General features: G+C 68.0%; 14 protein-coding genes and 2 pseudogenes. 2 read left to right on the forward strand and 14 right to left on the reverse strand.

What is annotated here, in order from left to right:
• Positions 1-258 precede the first annotated feature (258 nt).
• Entirely contained in the window at positions 259-2,361 is a 2,103-nt protein-coding gene (locus tag SANBI_RS13590; RefSeq protein ID WP_319155904.1) for an ATP-dependent DNA helicase UvrD2, read from the reverse strand.
• 301 nt (positions 2,362-2,662) lie between these two features.
• Between SANBI_RS13590 and SANBI_RS13595 the strand changes: the two genes are divergently transcribed.
• A complete protein-coding gene (locus tag SANBI_RS13595) occupies positions 2,663-2,941 on the forward strand; it encodes a mycoredoxin (RefSeq protein WP_056129062.1) in 279 nt (92 codons plus the stop codon).
• A gap of 151 nt (positions 2,942-3,092) precedes the next feature.
• Here the strand turns inward: SANBI_RS13595 and nudC are convergent, their stop codons facing one another.
• A complete protein-coding gene (nudC, locus tag SANBI_RS13600; protein WP_319155908.1) occupies positions 3,093-4,088 on the reverse strand; it encodes an NAD(+) diphosphatase in 996 nt (331 codons plus the stop codon).
• A 128-nt stretch (positions 4,089-4,216) separates the two neighbouring features.
• On the opposite strand from nudC, the gene SANBI_RS13605 reads away from it, so the two are divergent.
• Positions 4,217-5,821, forward strand: coding sequence for a phosphotransferase (locus SANBI_RS13605; protein WP_319155910.1), 1,605 nt, complete (start codon positions 4,217-4,219; stop codon positions 5,819-5,821).
• On the opposite strand, the gene SANBI_RS13610 is transcribed toward SANBI_RS13605, so the two are convergent.
• From SANBI_RS13610 to SANBI_RS13665, 12 genes and pseudogenes are all read right to left on the reverse strand, one after another.
• Positions 5,776-9,261, reverse strand: coding sequence for an ATP-dependent DNA helicase (locus SANBI_RS13610; protein ID WP_319155912.1), 3,486 nt, complete (start codon positions 9,259-9,261; stop codon positions 5,776-5,778). The two genes, SANBI_RS13605 and SANBI_RS13610, sit on opposite strands and share 46 nt — an antisense overlap.
• Positions 9,258-12,605: an ATP-dependent helicase gene (locus SANBI_RS13615; RefSeq protein WP_408669709.1), complete on the reverse strand. Its 3,348-nt coding sequence runs from the start codon at positions 12,603-12,605 to the stop codon at positions 9,258-9,260. The genes SANBI_RS13610 and SANBI_RS13615 overlap by 4 nt, the downstream gene beginning before the upstream one ends.
• A 364-nt stretch (positions 12,606-12,969) precedes the next feature.
• Positions 12,970-13,218, reverse strand: coding sequence for a hypothetical protein (locus SANBI_RS13620; RefSeq protein WP_319155917.1), 249 nt, complete (start codon positions 13,216-13,218; stop codon positions 12,970-12,972).
• A pseudogene (locus SANBI_RS13625) lies at positions 13,215-13,520 on the reverse strand (ferrous iron transporter B); the annotation flags it as partial. The pseudogene SANBI_RS13625 and the gene SANBI_RS13620, both read right to left, overlap by 4 nt.
• Before the next feature lie 278 nt (positions 13,521-13,798).
• Positions 13,799-14,089, reverse strand: a pseudogene (locus SANBI_RS13630) (hypothetical protein); the annotation flags it as partial.
• A gap of 1,041 nt (positions 14,090-15,130) precedes the next feature.
• Positions 15,131-15,382 carry a hypothetical protein gene (locus SANBI_RS13635; RefSeq protein ID WP_319155919.1) on the reverse strand — a complete coding sequence of 84 codons (252 nt, stop codon included), beginning with the start codon at positions 15,380-15,382 and terminating at the stop codon, positions 15,131-15,133.
• Between the two features lie 277 nt (positions 15,383-15,659).
• The gene (locus SANBI_RS13640) at positions 15,660-15,971 is read right to left on the reverse strand and encodes a hypothetical protein (RefSeq protein ID WP_319155921.1); all 312 of its coding nucleotides are present in this window, start codon (positions 15,969-15,971) and stop codon (positions 15,660-15,662) included.
• A gap of 225 nt (positions 15,972-16,196) precedes the next feature.
• A complete protein-coding gene (locus tag SANBI_RS13645) occupies positions 16,197-16,610 on the reverse strand; it encodes a hypothetical protein (protein ID WP_319155923.1) in 414 nt (137 codons plus the stop codon).
• A 660-nt stretch (positions 16,611-17,270) separates the two neighbouring features.
• A complete protein-coding gene (locus tag SANBI_RS13650; RefSeq protein WP_319155926.1) occupies positions 17,271-18,221 on the reverse strand; it encodes a hypothetical protein in 951 nt (316 codons plus the stop codon).
• Between the two features lie 97 nt (positions 18,222-18,318).
• The gene (locus SANBI_RS13655) at positions 18,319-19,116 is read right to left on the reverse strand and encodes a hypothetical protein (protein ID WP_319155929.1); all 798 of its coding nucleotides are present in this window, start codon (positions 19,114-19,116) and stop codon (positions 18,319-18,321) included.
• Between the two features lie 153 nt (positions 19,117-19,269).
• The gene (locus tag SANBI_RS13660; protein WP_319155931.1) at positions 19,270-19,914 is read right to left on the reverse strand and encodes a hypothetical protein; all 645 of its coding nucleotides are present in this window, start codon (positions 19,912-19,914) and stop codon (positions 19,270-19,272) included.
• Positions 19,915-20,412: 498 nt separating this feature from the next.
• On the reverse strand, positions 20,413-21,189 hold the full coding sequence (locus SANBI_RS13665) for an RHS repeat domain-containing protein (RefSeq protein ID WP_319155935.1): 777 nt from the start codon (positions 21,187-21,189) through the stop codon (positions 20,413-20,415).
• Between the last annotated feature and the right edge of the window lie 1,296 nt (positions 21,190-22,485).

Here is a 22,485-nt window from a genome sequence, read left to right on the forward strand (position 1 = left end):
AGACGGTGTGTGCCCTGGGTGCGGAGACGTGGGTGCGGTCGATGCCGGCGAACCGACGACGAGTGGAGACAGCGGTCGCGGCTGAGCCGACCTTCGCTGGGTAGCTCGCTGCGTCGCGGCTTCCGATGACCGTTGCGGTCATGATGTTGATCTCCATCTAGCACCCACCTCCTCTCGTCTCGGGCTCAGACCTCTCGGTCGTCGCCGCTCCTTCTTCGGACTCTTGAACCTTAGGGCTGGCGGTTCTCGACCTGCAAGTTAATTACCGAGTTTCTTTTCGACATGTGCTCGGACCACCCCGAGGACCTCTGCCCCGTAGGTCTCGACCTTGCCCGGGCCGACCCCGTCGATCCGCACCAGGTCAGCGTTCGTGGTGGGTGCGAGCTCGGCCATGGCGCGCAGGATCGAGTCCGAGAACACGACGAACTTCGGCCTGTCGATCGCCTCGGCGCGGGCGGTCCGCCAGTCCTTGAGCGCCTCGTAGAGCTCGGCGTCGTACTCCCCCGTGACGACGACCGCGGTCCGGCCGCCGACGTCGCGGGGCGCACGCCGGATCCCGGCTGCCGGGTTGTCGCTCGGCCACAGCCCGTCGAGGAACCGTGTGCGACGCCGTCCGGCGCGTCCTCCGGGGTTGCGCGCCCGGGCGAAGGAGAGGTCGAGGTGCTCCCTGGCACGGGTGATGCCGACGTAGAGCAGGCGCCGCTCCTCGGCGACGGCCTCGTCGGTCTCCGCGAGCGAGATGGGCATGAGCCCCTCGCTCATCCCGGCGAGGAACACCGCGTCCCACTCGAGTCCCTTGGCCGCGTGCAGCGAGGCGAGGGTGACGCCCTCGACAGTCGGTGCGTGCTGGGCAGACGCACGCTCCTCGAGGTCCTGGATGAGGTCGGGCAGCGAGGCCCGACGCTTGTCCCAGAGGTCGTCAGCGAGCCCCACGAGGGCCTGCATGGACTCCCACCGCTCACGGGCGGCGCCACGGGTCGCGGGCGGCACGGCCGACCAGCCCGCCGAGGTGAGGACGTCCCGGACCGTGGTCGGCATCGGGATGTCGGGCTCGGCCGAGCGTGCCGCCCCGCGGAGCAGGACGATCGCGTCGCGCACCTCGCGGCGGACGAAGAACCTCTCCCCTCCCCTGACCAGGTAGGCGATCCCGGCGTCGGCGAGCGCGGCCTCGAAGCCTTCGGACTGGGCGTTGGTGCGGTACAGGACGGCGATCTCCGACGGCGCGGTCCCGGCGGCGATGAGCCGTCCCACCTTGGTCGCGATGCCCTTGGCCTCGGCCTCGTCGTCGTCGTAGGTCGTGTACGCGACAGGCGGGCCCGAGGGGCGCTGCGCGACGAGCTCGAGCGCCGGGTGGTTGCCGGACCGGCGCACACCCTTGGTCGCGAGCAGCTTGTTCGCGAGGCCGACGACCTGGGGCGTGGACCTGTAGTCGCGGACCAGCCGGACGACCTGGGCGTCGGGGTGGGTCTTCTTGAAGCTCAGCAGGTGGTGGGGCGTCGCACCCGTGAAGGAGTAGATGGTCTGGCTCGGGTCGCCGACGACGCAGAGCTCTTCGCGCCCGCCGAGCCACTGGTCGAGGACGAACTGCTGGAGCGGGGAGACGTCCTGGTACTCGTCGACCACGAAGTGCCTGTACTGGCTGCGGACCGTCTCGGCGATGGTGTGGTTCGAGGCGAGCATGTCCCCCAGCATGAGCAGGACGTCTTCGAAGTCGATGACCGACCGCTCCGTCTTGACCTCTTCGTAGGCGGTGATGAGGCGGGCGACTGTGCGGTGGTCGAAGCCGGCGGGAGCCGGCCGCCCCTTCGCGACGCAGGCGCGCTCGTAGTCTTCGGCCGTGACGAGCGAGACCTTGGCCCACTCCACCTCGGAGGACAGGTCGCGGACGGCGACGCGGTCGACGCTGAGGCTGAGCCTGCGGGCGGCCTCGCCGACTGCGGGGGCCTTGTGCTCGAGGATGCGCGGCGGCGGGCCGCCGACGACCTGCGGCCAGAAGAAGCTCAGCTGGCGCAGCGCGGCGGCGTGGAAGGTCCGGGCCTGGACCCCGCTCACGCCGAGGTCGCGCAGCCGGGTCCGCATCTCGCCGGCAGCGCGTGCTGTGAAGGTCACGGCGAGGACCGTCGTCGGCTTGTACATGCCTGTCCGGACGCCGTAGGCGATCCGGTGCGTGATGGCGCGCGTCTTGCCGGTCCCCGCGCCGGCGAGGACGCAGACCGGGCCGGTCAGCGCCTCGGCGACGGCTCGCTGGTCCGGGTCGAGGGCCTCGAGGATCGCCTCGGGAGTCCGCGGGACGCTCGAGACGAGCGCACCGGTCGGCTGTGACGGCAGGGAAGGCTGGGAGGAAGACGTCGGTGCAGGCATGAGGACTCCATCTTCCCAGCCCGCACCGACACGTCTGGACGCGGGACGGGAGACGGACGGCACACGTCGGGACGCGGGACGGGAGACGGACGGCACACGTCGGGACGCGGGACGGGAGACGGACGGCACACGGCCGTCGCCGTCCAGCCCGCAGAGACGGGTCTGGGAGGTCCGGACCAGAGCCGGTCTGCTGTGCGTCCGGCCGCAGGGAATACTGGTGGTCGACCTCACGGTTGTCCACGACGAGGCGCCGCCCGCCGGGCAGCATGCCGCACATCTCTCGAGAGGAGAGTCTCCCGCCATGAGCGAGACCACCGCCACCTCCCCCACGCTCCCCCCTGCCGGCGAGGTCGTGATGTACACGACGTCCTGGTGCGGCTACTGCCGCCGCCTGAAGACGCAGATGGACTCGGCCGGGATCGGCTACACCGAGGTCAACATCGAAGAGGTGCCCGGGACCGCCGAGTACGTCGAGCAGGTCAACGGCGGCAACCAGACCGTCCCGACGCTCGTGTTCCCGGACGGGTCGTCGGCGACCAACCCGTCGCTCGCCGACGTCAAGGCGCGCCTCGCGGCCTGACGCAGCGACGCACGCCGCGGCGGCTCACCGAGCCGTGAGACGCACGCAGCACACAAGAGACCGTCTGGGCCGCAGCCCGACGGTCTCTTGTCGTCTGCAGACCGTGGCCTGCCCGCCGCCCCTCCTGGTCAGACGAGACCGAGCGTGGCGCTCAGGCTCCCGGGAGCTCGCCGCCGTACCAGTCCTCGATGAGGGCGCGGGCGATCGAGGCCCGGCTCGGGAGGCCGAGATCACCTGACTCGACGGCCCGGAGCATCTCCGTCCGCGTGAACCAGCGGGCGTCGGTCACCTCGACACCGTCCACCTGGATGTCGCGCGTCTGGGCGTGGGCGACGAAGCCGAGCATGAGCGAGGCAGGGAAGGGCCAGGGCTGGCTGCCGCGGTACTCGACGCCTCCGACGACGATCCCGACCTCTTCGAGCACCTCCCGGCGGACGGCCGCCTCGAGGGGCTCACCGGGCTCGACGTAGCCGGCGAGGGTCGAGAACCGGTTCGCGGGCCACTGGGCAGCGTGACCTAGCAGCATCCTGTCGTCCTCGTCGAGCACCGCCATGATCACCGCAGGGTCGGTGCGCGGGTAGTGGTCGGACCCGTCGTTGCTGCAGCGCCGCACCCAGCCGCCGTCGACAGGCTCGGTCGGCTCTCCGCAGCGCGGGCAGCGCGGGTGGGCGGCGTGCCAGGCCGCGAGGGCCACGGCCTCGGTCGCGAGCCCGACGTCGCGGGTGGTGAGCTGGGCACCGAGCTCACGCAGAGACCCCCACGTGTGACGGGCGACGACAGCGTCGGCCGCGCTCACCGGGGCGACTCCTTCGAGGCCGAGCTCGTCCGCGCCGGCGGCGTCGGGGAGGATGCACGCGACGTAGGCGCGGTCGTCGTCTGCCCCGAGGTACAGCCAGGTGGGACGCGTCTCGGGTGAGTGCGCCGCAGCGTCGGCGACGTCGGCGACCTCAGCGGCCGGGACGAGCGCGAGCAGGCGCTCGGGGCCCTCACCGGGCACGACGGCGAGCCGCTTGCGGTGCACGAGCACCACGAGAGTCCCCGGCTCGGCGAGCACCGCCCTGACGATCTCGGGCTCGGTGCGGCGCTCGGCGCGGCGGGCTGTGGTGGCTCGTGAGAGCGGTAGCTGGTCCCAGTCGACATGTCCCATGCCTCCACCGTACGACGATCCCGCAGCCCGGGCGGCCCGGGCTGCGGGCATGTGCTCGACCACCCCGCACCCCGCCGGTGCGGGGTGCCTCCGGGCCGAGGGACACCCTTTGCGTCTACCGTGGGGAGGTGCCACGTTCACCGCTCGCTCTCGCAGCCCTCTCCACCCTGGCCGTGCCCGGACTCGACGTGCACGCTGTCCAGCCGTGCTCCGCGCCCGACGGCTTCGACGCCGCGACCGCGATCGACTCCGAGCAGCGCCGCTGGGTCGTCCGCGCGCCCGCGACGCTCGCGGCCGGCGCCGCGCTCGAGGCCGAGGTCGCCTTCCTCGCCGCCCTCGAGGGCTACGTCGACGACGGTCGTCTTCCTTTCGAGGTCCCGCGCGCGGCCGGGTTCGCCCCGCTCCCCGAGGGCGGACGGGCTGTCGTCTACCCCGACCTGCCGGGACACCCGCTGCGGGTCGAGCGGATCGTCCCCGGACCTGGTCTGAGCGCGAGCCTGGGCCGCTCGGTCGGCGCGCTGCACGAGCTCCCCGTGTCCATCGTCGAGCGGGCCGGGCTGCCCGTGTACTCCGCCCAGGAGTACCGCGAGCGTCGGCTCTCCGAGGTCGACGCCGCAGCGTCGACCGGGCGGGTGCCTGTCGGCCTGCTGCGTCGCTGGGAGCGCGCGCTCGAAGACGTCGCCATGTGGCGGTTCAGCCCCACGATCACGCACACGGCGCTCTCGGCCGAGACCTTCCTCGTGCGGTCGGGGCAGGTGAGCGCCATCAGCGACTTCGCCGAGGTCCAGGTCGGCGACCCTGCCGACGACCTCGCGTGGCTGCTCGTCACGGCGCCCCACGACGCTGTCGACTCGATCCTCGAGGCCTACCAGCTGCGCCGGACCGAGCTGACCGACGCGCACCTCGTCGACAGGGCGCTGCTCGCCTCCGAGCTCGCCCTCGCCCGCTGGTTGCTGCACGGGGTGCGGACCAAGGACGACGAGATCGTCGAAGACGCCGTCGGCATGCTCGCCGACCTCGAGCGCGCCTCGACCGAGGTCGGAGCCTTCTCGGTCGCGAGCGGTCAGAGCTCGGCGGGTGCCAGCAGCCCGGCCTCTGGGGCCACGTCTCGGGCGTCGTCGGTCCATGCTCAGGCGCAGGACGAGGCGATCGACCGGGCCAGGGCCTCGCGCTCGACAGGGTCGACGCCTGTGGCGCGGGACGCGGGTGGGGAATCTCCGGCCGGGACGGGGTCTGGGGCGAGCGCTGGAGCAGGTCACGCACCGTCGGCCGGATCGACGTCGTCGTCAGGTGCCTCGCCGTCGACAGCTGCTGCACCCTCGTCGGGCTCCGCCTCGCAGGCTGACGCGGCCGGGGACGACACCTCCGGTGACGACGAGATCCGGCTGCCCGACTACGGCAAGGTCGAGCCGCGCCCGCTCCAGGACGTCGCGACAGCAGCGTTCACAGCCCCCGTGCGGGTGGTCGGATCCGACGCTGTCGCTGCTCCGTCCGGACCGCGCACGAGCGGGACACCGCACACCGGTGAGACACGGCGAACCGGTGAGACACGGCGAACCGGTGAGACGCCGCGTACAGGTGAGACACCGAGCACTGACGAGACACCGCGCGCTGACGGGATGAAGACCTCAGACCCTGGCGCCGTGCCGCCCCCGCCGACCGAGGCTGTCGCGACCGCGAAGCCCGATCACCCACGCGGGGACCCCGACGACGGCTCGACGTCCGGGCGCTGACCGTCCCCTCGGACGAGGGCCTCGAGCTCGGCGAGCCCGGCGAGGCGTCCTGGGCGGACCGTCGTGTCGTCGGCGACGTAGTAGAACGCTGCCGAGACCTCCTCGAGCGGAGTGCCTGACCACTGCGACCAGGCGAGCCTGTAGACGGCGAGCTGGACCTCCCGCGCGCGAGCAGCCTCGGGGTCGCGCGGCACACGACCGGTCTTCCAGTCGACGACGACCACACCCGGCGCTCGGCCGTCCACCCCGGGCCTCGCGGGATCGACGAACACCGCGTCGATCCGCGTGCGGGTGATGACCCCAGCGATCATGGTGTCGATCCCCACCTCGACGGCGAGCGGGGTCAGCTCTGCCCACTCGGACGCCTCGAAGGTCCGTTGGAGGTCGGCCAGGGCGGTGTCCTCGTCGACCAGGTCGTCGTCGGCCCCGGGCATGTCGTCGAGGTCGAAGAGCGAGGTGGCGCCGTAGCGGCGCTCGACCCACAGGTGGAAGGCCGTCCCTCGGCGGGAGTGCACCGAGGGCTGCCGCGGGACGGGGCGGCGCAGGGCGAGAGCGTAGGCCCCGCGGTCCTTGGCGATCTCGACGAGTCCCGACGCGGAGACGTGCGCGGGGAAGTCCATGGCTGTCGCCGCGCTGCGCCGGGTCATCCGTTCGGCGAGCAGGATCTCGCTCAGCTCGGTGAGGTCGGCGCCGTCCCGGCCGATCACGGGCTCGACGCTCGCGGGGGCAGGCTCGTGGGTGACGTCGACGAGGGCGTCGAGCACGTGGTCGCGGGCGTCCCTGAGCACCTCGAGCGGGTCCGTCTCGGGTCCGGCAGCGCCAGACGGCGCGCCCTGCCCGGCGAGCGGGCTCTGGGCCAGGTCGCCGTGACGTGCCTCGTCGGCCTCGCGCGGGGGCCAGACTGCTTCGTTGGTCAGCTCTTCACGGGGGTTGGTCGCCGACGGGTCGGGCTGCTCGGCGACCGTGAACTCGGCGAGCACCCCGGCCTCGTGGAGCTCGGCGAGGAAGATCGACGGGGTCGCCGGCTTGCTCGCGCTGCGCCACCACGCACCTGTGAGGAGCAGGTCGCTGCGCGCACGGGTGAAGGCGACGTACGCGAGCCGGCGCTCTTCAGCGACCTCGTGCTCGCCGCAGCGCGCTCTGAAGTCGACCAGACGCGCGTTGAGCTCGGCCGAGTCCTCGGCGCCGGCGAGGGACAGCTCGGGCAGGTCCTGGGCGTCTCCGCGCAGAGGGAAGGGGAGCTCCCCGAGGCCTGTCAGCCACCCTGAGGAGGTCGGGCCCTTGTCGGTGCTCGCACGGGTCGACGGGAAGGCACCGTCGACGAGCCCGGGGACCGCCACGACGTCCCACTCGAGGCCCTTGGACGCGTGCACGGTGATGAGCTGGACGGCCTCGGGGTCGGGGGTCCCCGCCGGACGGTCGAGTCCGCGCTCGCGCTTCTCTGCTGTCGCGAGCCAGGCGAGGAAGGCGCCGAGCGTCGCGAGCTGGGAGGTGTCGGAGAAGGTCGCCGCGACGTCGCGGAAGGCGTCGAGGTGGGCCCGCCCGCGCGGGTCGGCGGTCGGTCTGCCGGCTCGTGCGTCGTCCCGGCTGCGCGCGGCGACCAGGGCCATCTCGATGTCGAGCCCGAGGGCACGCTCGGCACGGTCGACCAGCTCGGGCAGGGAGAGATAGGTGAGGGCCCGGAGCTCGCGCAGCATCGCGGCGAGCGAGCGCAGACGGGTCCAGCCCGCCGTGGTGAAGGACCTCCCGTCAGGTCCGGTCCAGCCTTCGGGGGGCAGGTCGTCGAGGGCGTCGACGATCGACCTGTCGTCGGAGATGTCTCCCTCGACAGGCCTGTCCGCCCGGGTGCGCCGGCCGAGCTCGGCCGAGCGGCTGGCGAGGGCGTGCAGGTCGGACGCGCCGAGGTTGAGCCTGGGGCCTGTGAGCAGACGCATGAGCGAGTCACCGCGCGACGGGTCGTGGACCACCTCGAGCAGCGCGACGAGGTCGACCACCTCGGGGGTGGTGAGCAGCCCGCCGAGGCCGACCACCTCGACGGGCAGACCGCGCCCGCGCAGCGCTGCCTCGATCGCCGGGAACTGGCTGCGCGCCCGGCACAGGACAGCGGCCGTCGTCTGGCCGGGCGCCCAGCGCTTGGCGACGAACTCGGCGATCGCCGACGCCTCTTCCTCGATCGTCGCGGCGTACACGCCGTGGACCGAGCCCAGGCCCGCTGTCGGACGAGGGTCGAGGGAGGGCAGGGAGTTGTCCGGGTCGGCGAGGTAGAGCGGGCGCGACGTGGTGTTGGCGACGTCGAGGATCGCGAGGTCGTTGCGCCACGAGGTGCTCAGCCTGTGCACGGCTGCTGGACGGCCGTCGGCGTCGCGAAACTGCCCGGGGAACCTGGCGGGACCCGAGGCGCTGGCCCCGCGCCAGCCGTAGATCGACTGGTTGGGGTCGCCGACAGCGGTGACGGGGTGACCGTCGCCGAAGAGTGCGCTCAGCAGGCGGATCTGAGCGTACGAGGTGTCCTGGTACTCGTCGAGCAGCACCACGGAGTAGCGGGCGCGCTCCCCCGCCGCGACGGCGTCGACCTCGAGGGCGAGCTGCGCGGCGAGGGACACCTGGTCGCCGAAGTCCACGGCGTCCATCGTGCGCTTGCGCCGCTGGAAGGCGTCGACGACCTCGAGGAGCGCGTGCCTCTCGCCGAGGGACCGCGCGAGCTTGCCGAGGTCGGCGTGCAGCGAGCGGCGCTTGCCGCCGAAGGGCGTCGTGACGATCTGGTCGACGAGCGTCTCGATCTGGTCCCGGGCCTCGGTGACGGTGAGCAGGTGCTCGCTCAGTGCGTTCGACAGGTCGAGGACGGCCGAGACGACGGTCGACACCGCGGCGTCGGTCCCGAGGTCGCCGTGCCAGCTCTCGACGACGTCGCTCGCGACCTGCCAGCTCGACGCCTCGGAGAGCAGACGGGCTCCGGGCTCGCGGCCGATCCGCAGACCGTGGTCCTTGACGAGCGAGGCGGCGTAGGAGTTGTAGGTCGAGATGGTGGGGCGGTCGAGCGCGTCGAGGGCAGACCCTCCCGACCCGGCGCGGCTGCGTCGGAGCTGGCGCAGCCGGCGTCCCACCCTGTCGGAGAGCTCGCCGGCAGCCTTGCGCGTGAAGGTCAGTCCGAGGACCTCCTGCGGCTCGACGAAGCCGTTGGCGATGAGCCACACGACTCGGGCCGACATCGTCTCGGTCTTCCCCGAGCCTGCCCCGGCGACGACGAGCATCGGTGCCATGGGCGCCTCGATGACAGCGGCCTGCTCCTCGGTGGGTCGGTGCTGCCCGAGCAGGTCGGCGATGTCAGCGGCGCTGAGTGTCGGGCGGTGGCCCGCGCTGCGGTCCAGGCGGTCGCCCGCGTTCAGGCTCGGGCGGTCGCCCGCGCTCACGTTCGGGCGGTCGCCTGTGGGGACGGTCATCTCTGCTCCTCCGGGAGGACGGCCGGTATGCCGAGGTCGACGACGTGCCGCCCTTCGGACTGGACGGGGCAGGCGCGTCGCACGCTGCAGGTGGGGCACAGGGAGTTCTCGACGGCCCTGAACCTCGCGCCGGCCATCGTCTCGGCGGCCTCGGTCACCAAGGTCTGCGCCCAGCTGCCTTCGGCCTCCCCGAGGGCTTCTTGCGTGCGTCGGGTGGCTCGCACGCCCTCCCCCACGAACACGAGCTGAGCACCGACGCTGTGCACGTCCGGGCCGAGCTCGGGGAAGGCTCCGGACTCGACGGCGAGCTGGTACGCACCGAGCTGTGCGTTGGTCGACGCCTCGGCGACGCTCGGGATGCCCCGGCCTGTCTTGAGGTCGGTGACCCTCACGCCGTCGTCACCGCTGCGCTCGAGCCTGTCGACCGAGCCACGCAGCACGGCGCGCCCGACCTGCACCTCGAAAGACTCTTCGACGAGCACAGGGCCGGAGATCTCGGTGTAGTACTCGGCCAGCCGCCGGATCATCGCGTCGGCCCGGCGGCGCGTCTGCGTGGCGGGCCAGCCGTCGGGCATGCCGAGCTCGTGCCACCGGCGGTCGAGCTCGGCGGCGAGCTCGGCGTGCCCTGCGGCAGGGAGCTCGCGGGCGATGTCGTGGACCAGGTTGCCGACAGACTGCGAGAGAGCGCTGCCGGCTGTCCCGCCCGCGCTCTCGAGCGCCCAGCGGAGTGCGCAGCGGTGCACCTGCTCGACCTTCGACGGCGAGACGGGGACGTTCTCGTCGGGTGCACGCAGGGCGGCCGAGCTGGAGAGCTCGGCCGAGCCGTACCAGCTGGTCGGGTCTGCCTCGGCGACTCCCGACACCGTGAGCCGGGCGAGCAGACCAGCGACAGACCGAGCCCGCGCCGCACCGGCGTCGGTCCCCTCGGTCAGGGCAGCCGCGAGCTCGGAGCGCAGCGTCGCGACGACTCCGCGCAGGTCGAGCGGGGCGGCGAAGACGTCCGGCGGTTCGCTGTCGCTGCCGTCCGCGTCCGGCGAGACGAGGTCGACGAAGACCGACGGCTCGGAGTCGACGTCGCGGACGGCGGTGACGACGAGGCGGCGGGTCGGCCGGGAGACAGCCACGGCGAAAGCGCGGAGCTCGTCGGCGAGGACAGCCCGCCGCGCGTCACGCCCTGTGCCAGAGGCGTCCTGGGACCGCCCGGAGAGGATGTCGACGAGGGCCTGCGAGCCGAGCATCGAGTCACGCAGGCGGAGGTCGGGCCAGGTGCCGTCCTGCACACCGGCGACGACCACGACCTCCCACTCGCCCCCGGCGGCACCTGCCGGTGTGAGCAGCTGGACAGTGTCCGACGCCGCCGCACGGGCCGCCAGGTTGTCGGCGGGGAGGTCTTGGGACTCGACGTGGTCGACGAAGGCGAGGGCTGTCGCCTGCGGGACACGCTCGACGAAGGTCTCCGCGGCGCGGAACACGGCCATCACGGAGTCGAGGTCACGGTCGGCACGGGCCGCTCCTGGTCCACCGTTGACGGCGATCGACCGCCAGGTCTCGGCGACACCTGCGGCGTCCCACAGCGCCCACAGGACGGTCTGCGCGTTCGCACCCGGGGCGTCGAGCGCAGTGCGCCCTGCGGCGAGCATCTGTGCGACACGGCGCGGACCGCGGACCACGTCGGAGGGCAGCGTGACGACGCGGGCGGGGTCTCCGAGGGCCTCGACCAGCAGCGCGTCGGAGGTGCGCCCGCCACCACCCTCGAGCTCTTCGGCACGCAGGGCGCGTCGCAGCCGGCGCAGACCCACGGCATCGATCCCGCCGAGCGGAGACGTGAGGAGCTCGACGGCGACCTCCGGCTCGAGCTCTCCCGTCGCGGCAGCCCGCAGGGCGCGCAGCAGCGGCCGGACCGCAGGTTCGTCACGCAGCGCGACGTCGGTGCCGACGACCGCGACGGGAACACCGGCCCCGCCGAGGGCACGGCGCAGGCGCACGAGCTCGGACCCGGAGCGGGCCACCACTGCCATCTGCGACCAGGCGGTCCCGGCGACCAGGTGCTCGGCGCGCAGGATCTTGGCGACGTGCGCCTCTTCGAGCGCAGGGCTCGGGAGCACAGCGGTCTCGACGGTGCCGTCGTCGTCCTCACGGAGATCGACGTCGTGCTCGGACCCGGCCTCGTCCTCACGGGACAGCCCGAGAACGACGGACCGCGCCGGAGCCCGTCGGTGCTCGACCGCCCCGACCGACCCGATCTCCTGCGTGACAGACCGCACGGCCTCGCGCAGCCGCGCGCCGTGCCGCCAGACCGTCCCGAGGGCCAGCACCTGGGCGCCGAGCTCACCGACGGCCCCTGGCGCCTGGTCGAGCGACCGGCTCGACGGCGGCGAGCCCGCCGGCGCCCGGCCGACGAGCGCCGGGGTCGCACCGCGGAAGGCCTGCGCGGAGGTGTCGGGGTCCGCGAGCAGCACGAGGCGGGCTCCGTCGCCGGCCAGGACGTGGCACAGACGCGCCGTAGCCGCGGTGGCCTCCTGGTAGTCGTCGACCACGACGAGGTCCCAGCGCGGCCTGTCGTCGTCCTGCCAGGTCTCGAGGGTGCGCGCGGCCTCGTCGACGATCCCGGCCGGGTCGTAGCGCTCCCCCGAGTCGGGCGTCAGCTGACGCAGTGCCATCACCGAGAGGTATTCGTCGTAGAGGCGCCCCGCAGCAGCCCACTCGGGGCGCTCGTGCCGGTGGCCGAGCGTCACGAGGTCGGCGGGCCCGAGGCCACGCTCGGCCGAGCGCATGAGGAGGTCGCGGAGCTCTTCGCGGAAGCCACGCAGCTCGAGAGTCTCCTCGGGGAAGGTCGTGGGCCATCCGACGTCGGTGCCCTCTCCCGCAGCGTGCCCGGCGAGCAGCTCGGCGAGGACGAGGTCCTGCTCAGGCCCTGTGACCAGCGTCGGGGCGGGCTCCCCGAGAGCCTGCGCGCGAGCGGTGAGGATCGTGAAGGCCGCCGACGGGGCCGTCCGCACGACAGCGCCGCGGACGGTGAGCCCGAGGCGCGCAGCGAGGGTGTCACGAAGGTGCCCCGCGCCGCGGCGGGTCGCCCCGAGCACGAGGATCTTGTCGGGTGAGGTGCCGTGCTGCTCGACGGCTGAGGCTGCGACCTCGAGCGCGAGAGTCGTCTTCCCCGACCCCGGGGCGCCGAGGACGAGGCTCACGGGCTGCTCGAAGACCGCACCGAGAGCGTGCGTTTGCGACTCGTCGAGCCGCGGTGCGCGAGACCGCGAGGCGGGTCGCCCAGCAGACCCGTCGACGGCGTCGAGCACGTCGAGGGCTCCGGCAGCGACAGGCGGTCTGAGTTCCACAGACCGCATCCCATCACGAGCCACCGACACCCGACGACGCGACCTACCTGCTGGCCAGGACCTCACGGCACTCGCTGCGAGCCAGCCACGGGCGCGCGCCGTGGACCCAGGCCTCAGCGGGACTGACCTCCCCCGCAGCGCTGGGCGAGGCGAGCCGCTGGAGACTCCGGCGCCGTCCCCGACCGACGCCGCGGAGAGGCTCGGCATCTCGCCGTCGGTCGCCCGGGCCGACGTCGGCCGACTCGTCATGCACGGCAGGTTGCGGGTCGACGTCCAGAGGTCGCAGACCGGCTGGCCCGTCTGCGCCTAGTTGGCTCCCGGGTCCCCTCTCGCCTGGTGCGTGCCGCTGAGCATGTCCGCGCCGGAGAGCCCGTCAGCGCCGCGTCGCGAAGAAGCACCCTGCACAGGCCAGGGACTGCGCCGACTGGTGGGTCCCCGGGACTGCGCACCCCGGCCCGCAGCCCGGGGTGAGGGCGTCGGCGGCGCCGACGAGCAGCCCGAGACGCGTCCAGTGGTCCAGAGCAGCGTCCACGAGCCCGGGGTCGGCCCCGAGCGCGCCGGGGATCTTGTCGACGCTCACCCCGGCACGCGCCTGGTCCAGCACGTCGACGAGCAGGCTCACAGCAGCCTCCCCACCTGGAAGACGAGCACAGCGGCGATCCACGCGACGGCGAGCTGGACGCCGACCGCACCGAAGGTCCACCGCGCACCGAAGAGCCGCTTCTGCTCGGCGACTGTCGCCAGGCACGGAGTGTAGGCGAGCACGAACACCATGAACGCCGCGGCAGCAGCGCCCGCGTGACCGCCCGAGGTCGCCTCGAAGGTGGCGCGCAACCTTGAGCCGAGGTCTCCCGCGATAGCGGGGTCGTCGGGCTCGTCGACCGCGTAGGACTGGGCGAAGGACCCGACGACCACCTCCTTCGCGACGAACCCTGTGACGAGGGCGGCCGAGGCGTGCCAGTCGTCGAAGCCCGCCGGGCGAAAACCGGTGAGACCGCCTCAGCCGTCCACCCGTAGGCGCTGTCCTCGACGGGGACGTCACCGATCGGGTGACCACCTGTCACCGGGACGGCCTGGAGCACCCAGACGACGGCGAGGGTCGCGACGATGATCCGCCCGGCCTTGGTGAGGAAGGCCCGCACACGGACCCAGGCCGAGACGCCCAGCGCCCGCAGCCTCGGCCGCTGGTAGGCGGGGAGCGCGAGGACGAGGGGCTCGCGCCGCAGGTCGCGGAACGCTGTCGCGCGCAGCACGAGCCCGCCGCCCACGACGAGCGCGATGCTCGCGACGTACATGAGGAAGATCGCCGTGCCGGCGTCGCCAGGGAAGAAGACGCTCGCGAGCAAGATGTAGACCGTGAGCCGCGCCGCGCACGACGTGTACGGGACGAGCAGGCCGGTCAGCAGTCGCTGGCGGGCGTTCGGCAGCGTGGGGAGCACCACTGCGACCACACGATGGATCCACCTCTGAAGGACCTCGCAAAAAGCGAGCATCTTAGTTCTCGGAAAAAGAACCACCACAACCAGCAGACCGATAGAGCCCTTTTTGCCACGAGTCCCATCGTGCGGCGACGCTCACCTCTCATAGAAGGGGAGGGCAAGCTCTTCGAGCTCTTCACTCCTTCAAGGATCAGAGTATTGATCTAGCGGCCACCCGGACCTCCATCCGCCTCACTCCGATCACCGATCGCACCCGCCTCCCGGCGATCAAGCACCTTGAGGAAATAGCGAACCCCCAGGAGGCACATTCCCTCCAAGATCGCATACGCCCGCAACGGGAGGTGCTGAAACAGCGCCATCGCTGTAGTGCTCGGAAAGAGAAGAAAAGCGACAAGCAGACGATCACTAAAGCTGTTCCGACCATCTCGATCCTGCTTCAAGACACTGACCTCGCCTTCTCAAGACTAGAATCGTCCGGTGTGCCGCTCGTCCTGAATACCGTAGCGTGCAGCTCCTCCTCTAGATGCGCACGACCTCTAACGCACCTTTCTCCACGGTTTGCTGCTTCACGATGCAAACAGACCCGTCTGCCTCCTGACCCCTGGCGACGTAGCGCGCCCCCGACGGCGCAGACCAGCTATGACCACCCTCGCCCCTCGATCACCTTCTGCAGGATCTTCTCCACTATGAGATTGACGCGACACGGGCACCCCCTTCAGGAGCGCCCTACCTCCACCCCCCGAGTCGATGCACGCACCAGGAGTAGAGGACTATCAGGATCACGAAAGGCACATAGAACCATGGATAGCTCCCCACAAAGAAGTACTGCAGCACGACAAGCGGAACACCAAAACCGACTGTCAGGAGGAGAATCTTTATTCCCTTCATCTCCAGCTGCCTATCTCGCTCACCACCGCCACTCATCATTTCCTCCAGAGATCGGACTTGACGACATTCCTTAGATCAACCTGCTCTCTACCGACCCCTTCCGTCTCATGGACGACTTTCCCGATCGGACCAGCCCCCGGGCGCTCTTGCCGTGCGCCCCTCTAGCGCACACCCCCCGACAGCCTGCACGGACGACGAGGGCCATACCTAGATCGTCGGGGCGATATCCCCAGCCCAACCGGATCCGCCGCACCACCGCACACCTTGCGCCTCGCCATACTCCATCGCCTCTCCCCAGTCCTCTGCGTATGAGTTGAACTGCCACTCCAGAAGTACCGGGTTGAAATAGAAGATGTCCCAGCCCTCGACCTCAGCCCGCCAGACCTCGACGTAGTATCCCTGAAGTTGCCCCGACTCGGCGACTCCGACCAACACCGGTCCGGCTCTGTCTGGGCTCACTCTCGAATCCTCACGTGGTCACCTCTCGGATAGCATTTCTTCGGAGAGCATCCGCTCCGGACGCCTGCCTGCGAGCACCTGGGACCTGGCTCATGAGCCCGAGGTCGCACAGCGTGGTTGCAGCCATGCTCGGCTCCTTCCCCTTGGCCCCTTCAGCAGCGCAGGCACCTGCTGAGGCCCCTCCACCATGGTTGATCGCAGAACTGTCCGAGGACCTCTGAACGCCCTCGTGGAGGCGCGGTCCCGCGTCAGCCGAGGCTCCACCTGATGGATATCCTCACCCATCCACCGATAGGTGAGGGTCGGGACTGATCCAGGTGAGCGCCGAGACGTAGTCACGGAGTCGGCTGTCGTCGAGCGCGCCGAGGTCGGTGACCGCGAGGAGGTGTGCATGGAGGCGGGCAAGGATGCCCCCGCGGTCGTCGGAGACCCGCTGCGGGTCCGCCTTCCACAGCTCGCAGTAGGAGTCGATGAAGGACCGAGCGTCCGTCTCACGGGACACAAGACCTCTGACAGGACGCACGAACGGATTCCCCTTCCCGGTCCTGCCAGCGGTCGGCGAAGCCGGGAAATGTGCCAAGTGCTTCATGACGACCCTTCACACCCAGACGGCGGAGCAGGCCGTTGGGTCGCCGCACAGGCTCAAGCAGCTGGACGCCCTTGATTCCGACTCGAGCGATCCAGTTCACGGCAGGGGAATGATCATCCTCATCCATTCTCAGGAGCGAGAGGCTCCTCGGCGCTCTCGCCGCATGGTGTGGCTGACAGGCTCTCTGGGCGATCTCCCAGGCCCATTGCGTGAGAGCAAGGAGCCTCAGGGCAAAACCATCGGGATTATGCGCGCCGAGAGCAGCGATTCGCACAGATCCGCTGGGCTGCGATGCGGGCCGATGAAAGGAACTGCATATCGAATGAAGTCGTCAACAATCAGACGCGGCCAGCCCTGTAACTCAGGTGAGTAGCTAGATTCCCGCCAGTCATGCCCCCGCTCGAGAACTTGAGCATGATTCCCCTGGTCAAACATGTAGAGCGGACCTCCAGGACCATCGAGAGAAAGTGCGACATCCACACTCACAGTTGCGACACGTTTCAGCCGGTTCTCCGGGTTCAGCCACACCTCCATCGCCAGGCCATCACCCGCAGACACTCGGAACACCTTGTTCTTTCGAACAAAACCGCGAGAAGCCAGATACGACTCAAACTCGTCCTGCAGAATTAGCTCGGCCACACCATCCTCCTAGCGTTTCTCCAACAGCGGTTCTGCGCCTACGACGGACACCTTCTGGACCCGGGGCAGGACATCACCCATTCCTCGCGACCAGACCTGGTGCGTAAACTGCTGGCGCACGACCTTCCGAGAGGTCGACACTTCCCCTCGAATTCGATACTCAAAATTAGCTTCTTCGAGGATTGGTCCGTGAGCTCCAATCAGCGCGACACGATGTCCGACCTGTCTGCTCCGTCGGGGCACGATCCGCAGCCTCGAACTTCGTTGAGCTCGAGAAGAGTGGCGAAAGGATAACTTACTTCCATCCCCCTATCCTTCGGACACCCCAAAGATACCCGCCGATCATCAGAACAAAAGGAACATAAAGTACCGGATACCTGCCAACCAAGAAAAACTCCATTATTACCAGCGGAATTCCGAAACCGAAGGTGAGAACACTAAGCTTGACGAGACGCTCTCGCGAGAAGCCATTTGACCCTTCACTTTCATCCGACATTGCTCATCTCCTTTTCCACCACTTGAACTTGACACCATGCTCAACAGGGCGGAGCCCGCCTCGAGGAGGCCTGCATAAGGCTTCTGCTGACGTAGGTCCCGGAACGCCTCCCCTCACCTCGAACAGATGTAATGCTCCTACCGCCTCTCCAGTATCGGCTAGCCTCACTCATCGAGCTCTCCACGAGGTTCAGGAATGATCCAGGTCAGCGCGGAGACATGCTCGCGGAGCCCTTCCTCGTCAATAGCGCCCCGGGACGAGATCTCTTCGAGGTGGGAGTTCAGACGAGTCAGGATGTCGGCGCGGTCATCGCTGCCGCGTTGCGGGGAAACTGCCCAGAGTCTGCAGTAGGCACCAAGGAACGAATCAGCGCCGGTGCGCGCCACCAGGAAATCCGCAATGACACGCACGTAAGGGTCAGAATCCTGGTTCTGCCATCGTTTTGAGAAGCCTGGGACGAGATGCACGGCAGTATCAGACCCCCTAGCGACGAGTCGCCGCCACCAGCCGGATCCGCCACTGATCGGCCCTGCTAGCACGACACCACCGATGCCGTTGCTGTCGAGCCATTTCTGGACAGACTCTCGCTCCAGCGGACTGAGCCGCAGAAGAGATAGACGCTTTAATGCTGCCTCGGCGTACTCCGGCAACCCCGACCTCTGGGCAATATTCCAAACAGTCTGACTGAAGTCAAATCTGATCGGAACTCCGCTCCGAGGGGGTATCTGCGCACCGAGCAGAAGATCACAGAGATCTGCCGGATCTCGGCAGGAATCGATAAATGGAAGGGTGAATCGAATAAAGTCCTCCACTATCAGATGAGGCCACCCTGGAGAATCTGGGGAGTAGCTCGAATCTCTCACGTCACTCCCGCGCTGGAAGACCTGGGCGAAGCAGGCCTGGTCAAAAGTGTAAAGAGGACCTTCTTCGCCTGCGCGATTCAGGCCGACATCTACACTCACCGTCGCGACGCGCTTCAGACGATTCTCGGGGTTGAGCCAGACCTCCATGTCCAGACCCTGATTCACGAAGCGGCGGAAAACTCTGTGCTCTCGAACAAAACCTCGAGTCGACAAATACGGCTCGAACTCGTCTTGCAGAACTATCTCAGCCATCTGCACTCCTCCGAGGGTACATTTTTTCCGACGTCCTGACGTCCCGCTAGTAGATGAGACGAAACATAATCCTCTTGGTGAATTCCGTCTAAGGGGACTATCGACCAGATTCCACGAATTGGACTCTCTGAGACTCCACCATCAGATAGCTTCCCGCGAAGAGAAAGAATCGCCTTGCGACACCACCCTCAGAAGCTGGAGCCACAAGTATTTCGTCTAGGCGATCAAAATCGCCCGCATCAACGTCGAGGTTCTGAGAAATAACGGGAACCCCGCCGCGGGAGCGATCCGGATTGAGATATACATCTGACACCTCTCCAAACGTGAGCCTGGACCGCCCGTGTGCACCGTCCAGAAACAACTCCACTGCGCCGAGAGCCAACTCGATACGAATCATAGACAACCGATACTCATCACCGAGCTCGACGACTCGCCCTTTGCTCTGCAACGTCGTAGTCGACCCCTCGACCCACGGGTCCATCCCGACAAACATCTCGTCGCCACTCGACAGAGCATCGCCGCTCAAGGAAGTACGGTGAGCCTCAAGATCACTCGCCGGCGCTCGCACTTCTGATGTGATGACATGAGACGCGGTAATACTCAGCGAAATTCTGTCAATCGAGATTCCCCAGATGCCGCCCTCGCCCCTCGGTTCATAGGACGTCCCCAGCACCCGTCCGGACGACTGTGAGATATCTGCGGTCGGCACGAGGTCGTCTCGATCCAGATCGATGCCGAAGTCCCGCACCTCCTCAAAGTGCAGCTCCTCCAGCCGCGAGTTCCGGCTGTCCGAGAACACTAGCGAGACACGCAAAGGAGAAATCGTCAGGTCAATATGGAAAACTCGCGCACCTGCTAGCAACTGCTCGACAACTTCAAAACTCGCCCAGTTCACGACTGTCCCCTTTGGCCGCTCCAGCTTTTGGCAGTGGAAGCGAAGCGCGCGACCTCACGATTGATCAACTTATCGCCGACCTTCTCCGGGCGCCCTCATCAGGCCACCTCCCTGCTGCAGTAGCATCTCTGTCTTATGAATGATCCCGCCGATCTACCCCCACGCGCGTTCCAGGCCGATCCAAGTCAGAGCCGCGACGTAGTCTTGGAGTTCATTGTCGTCGACCGCATCGAGATCAGTGATCCCGAAGAGATGATCATAGAGCCGGCCGAGAATGTCTCCGCGTTCGTCGGAGTCTCGCTGCGGGTCCGAATTCCACAGCTCGCAGTAGGCGTCAACAAAGGAGCGGGCGTCCGCCTCTCCCGACAAGAACTTTCTGACAGCGCGGACGAACGGATCTCCGTCACGGTTCTGCCAACGTTCGGCGAAACCGGGAAATGTGGGGAGCGCTTCGCGAGACCCCTTCACACCCAGACGACGGAGCACCCTATTCGGTCGCCGAACTGGCTGAAGCAGCTGAACGTTCTTGATCCCAACATGAGCCATCCAATTCATGGCAGTGGAGTAATCGTCCTCGTCCATCCTCAGAAGCGAGAGGCTCTTCAGCGCTCTCGCCTCATAGCGCGAGAGACCCGCCCTACGAGCTATCTCCCAGGCCCATTGCACGAGCTTAAGAGGGGTTGGCGCGAAACCATCGGGCGCAATGCGCGCGGAGAGCAGCGATTCACACAGGTCCGCCGGACTGCGATGCATGTCGATGAAAGGAACAGTATATCGAACGAAGTCGTCGACGATCACACGTGGCCAACCCGGAAGCTGAGGAGTGTATCTGGAATCCTGCCATCTACCCCCTCGCTCGAGAACTTGAGCATGATTCGCCTGGTCAAACGTATACAATGGACCTCCGGGGTCATCGGGAGCGAGTGCAACATCCACGCACACCGTTGCGACACGCTTGAGCCGGTTCTCCGGGTTGAGCCACACTTCCATCGCCAGACCGCCACTTGTAGACCGTCGGAACACTCTGTTCTCTCGCGCAAAACCACGGGAAATCAGGAAGGACTCGAACTCGTCCTGCAGATTTAACTCGGCCACACTATCCTCCTAGCACCTCAATAACAGCGGACCCGCGCCGCACCGCGGACATTCTTCCTATTCGGGTGCGGGATGAATGGAGTCGAGAATCCACTCAATCTCCAACGCACCCCCAAAGACTAAAGCCCCCTCGCCGCAACCCAGGACCATCATCGCGGCGCCCCATCCAAAGAGCGGCACGCACGCTTACACTCTCGACATCTAGTATTGGCGCTTGAAGATGAACCTCTTTGTGATCCGAGATTGACGGTAGGTCCATAGTTGACCTTTACCGACACTACTAGTTGCTATCTCATATCTCGCGAGCTGCCGCCGCCCCAGGGCAATGGAGCGCGCATTGTGCGGCTTCAACTCGATAGGAAATCCCTTCGACGTATAGCCGTCCGGCTTGCACCTCCGCCCTCCGCATTTGATGTACCCGTCCGCCCTTTTGCCGTTAAGTTTCTTCACTACATACGAATCAAATTTTTTGTGGGCCTTCGCGCCCAAGGCGAGCGAACTCTTAAACTCCTTGCTAGCACTTCCGGCCTTGCGGATAAATTTCGCGGCTCCAACGATGGCGCTGCCGCCGACAGCCGCCGCGACGACCGTACCCGCCATCATCAGTGCCTTCTTGGTGTTGCCTGTCGAAGCGTAAGCGACCGCAGACACTCCTGCTGCGGCGACACCGATCGGCCCGGGGATCATCGACGCAACCTCGCCGACTGCCGCAACCTTCTTGACGATCCCTCTCCACGACCACGTACCTGCCAGGTCTGTGCAGTTGACCGGGTCCGCGTTGCAGTAGTCGTAGGCCGAGGACGAGCCTCCCGCGACGGAGTCGACGCTGAGGAACCGACCGATCTCGGGCGAGTACAACCGCACGCCCATGAGGATGACGCCGTTGAGCGCCTCGGCGGACCGCTGTGCGGCCCCGAGCCATCCATACCGTGCGGGTGGACCTGTCGTCGCACCAGATCCGCTGAGGGGCTGAGGCACACCGAACTCGTCGAAGGATGTGAAGCGTAGTCCCGAACTGCGCGGCCGGTTCGGTATCGGGGATGGGCAGGGTAGCGACGATGTCACCGTGCAGGTCGACAAGCTGGAGCTCGCGGTCTCCCGACAGGGACGTCGTCATGGCAACGTCTCCCTCGACACCAGAGACGTACCTTGTCACGGACTCCGCCAGCGATGCGTCCTCGGCGATCCACACTAGTTCGTCGCTGTCCGAGCCGTAGTGGCTCACCTTCGTGACAGCGTCGGCCCACGCTCCGTCGACCCACGCCGAGGTCGTGAAGCCCGATCGTCGCTGGATCGCGTCCAAGCTCCAGGCGACCTTCGCCTCACCCGGGATCGTCTGAGACGAGACCAGGTCGTTGACGTAGAAGCCGTTCTCGACGGCGGTACCACCCGGGGTCGCGGAAGGCATCGACACCACTCGTCCGAGAGGGTCATAGCGCCACTGGTCCCCGCCCGCGACGCTCGTGACCAGGCGGTCGACCGAGTCGTACGTCGCGGTCGACTGCAGGTCAGCCGTAGGACAGTCAGCCGCAGCCTCGCCGGTCGCGGAAGCGAACTGGGTCCGGTTCGCGTGTGTGTCGTAGCCATATCCGCGTGTCGTGCACGCTCCGGCGATCGACGCCTTGTCGGTCACGCTGCTCAGACGGCCCAGGCGGTCGTAACCATAGGTCCGGACTCCTGTGTCTGAGCTGTGCTTCACCCACTGCCCACGGTGGTTCTCGACAACCGAGTCGGCGGCGATGAGCACACCGTCTGAGGTCCTCGTGTACGTGCGTGCGACAGGCACACGTGCCGGGTCGTAGGAGATGCGGAGCGTCACGTCGCCTGGAAGGCTCTGCGACTCGAGCTGACCGTCCGGTCCCCAGGTCGCCCCGAAAGTCCCAGCGACCGAGTCGGTGAACGACGTGACGTATCTCCTGGGGTCGACGGAGCGGTCATACGTGTAGGCGACAGTCCCGATAGTCCGCGACCCGAGGGCGTCCGTCACGGAGTCCGTCGCAGAGACGGGCTCGCCGAACCGGGAGTATTCGGTGGTGGTAGTAGCCCCCGCCCCGTCCCTGTACGTGACGAGCCGACCGAGCCTGTCGTACTCCTTCGATGTCTCCGACAGGACTGTCCCCGTCCCAGCGACGGCACGAACCGCGACGACCTCGCCGGTCGTCACGTCATAGACGCTCTGGGTCGACGAGACGGACTCGCCGACTCCTGCGCCTGTCCCCGTGATCGACACCTGCGTGATGCGGTCGGCACCGTCAACTGTGGTCGTCGTCGTCC

The organism is Sanguibacter biliveldensis (genome assembly GCF_033798665.1).
In the GTDB taxonomy this organism is placed as follows: Bacteria; Actinomycetota; Actinomycetes; order Actinomycetales; family Cellulomonadaceae; genus Sanguibacter; species Sanguibacter inulinus.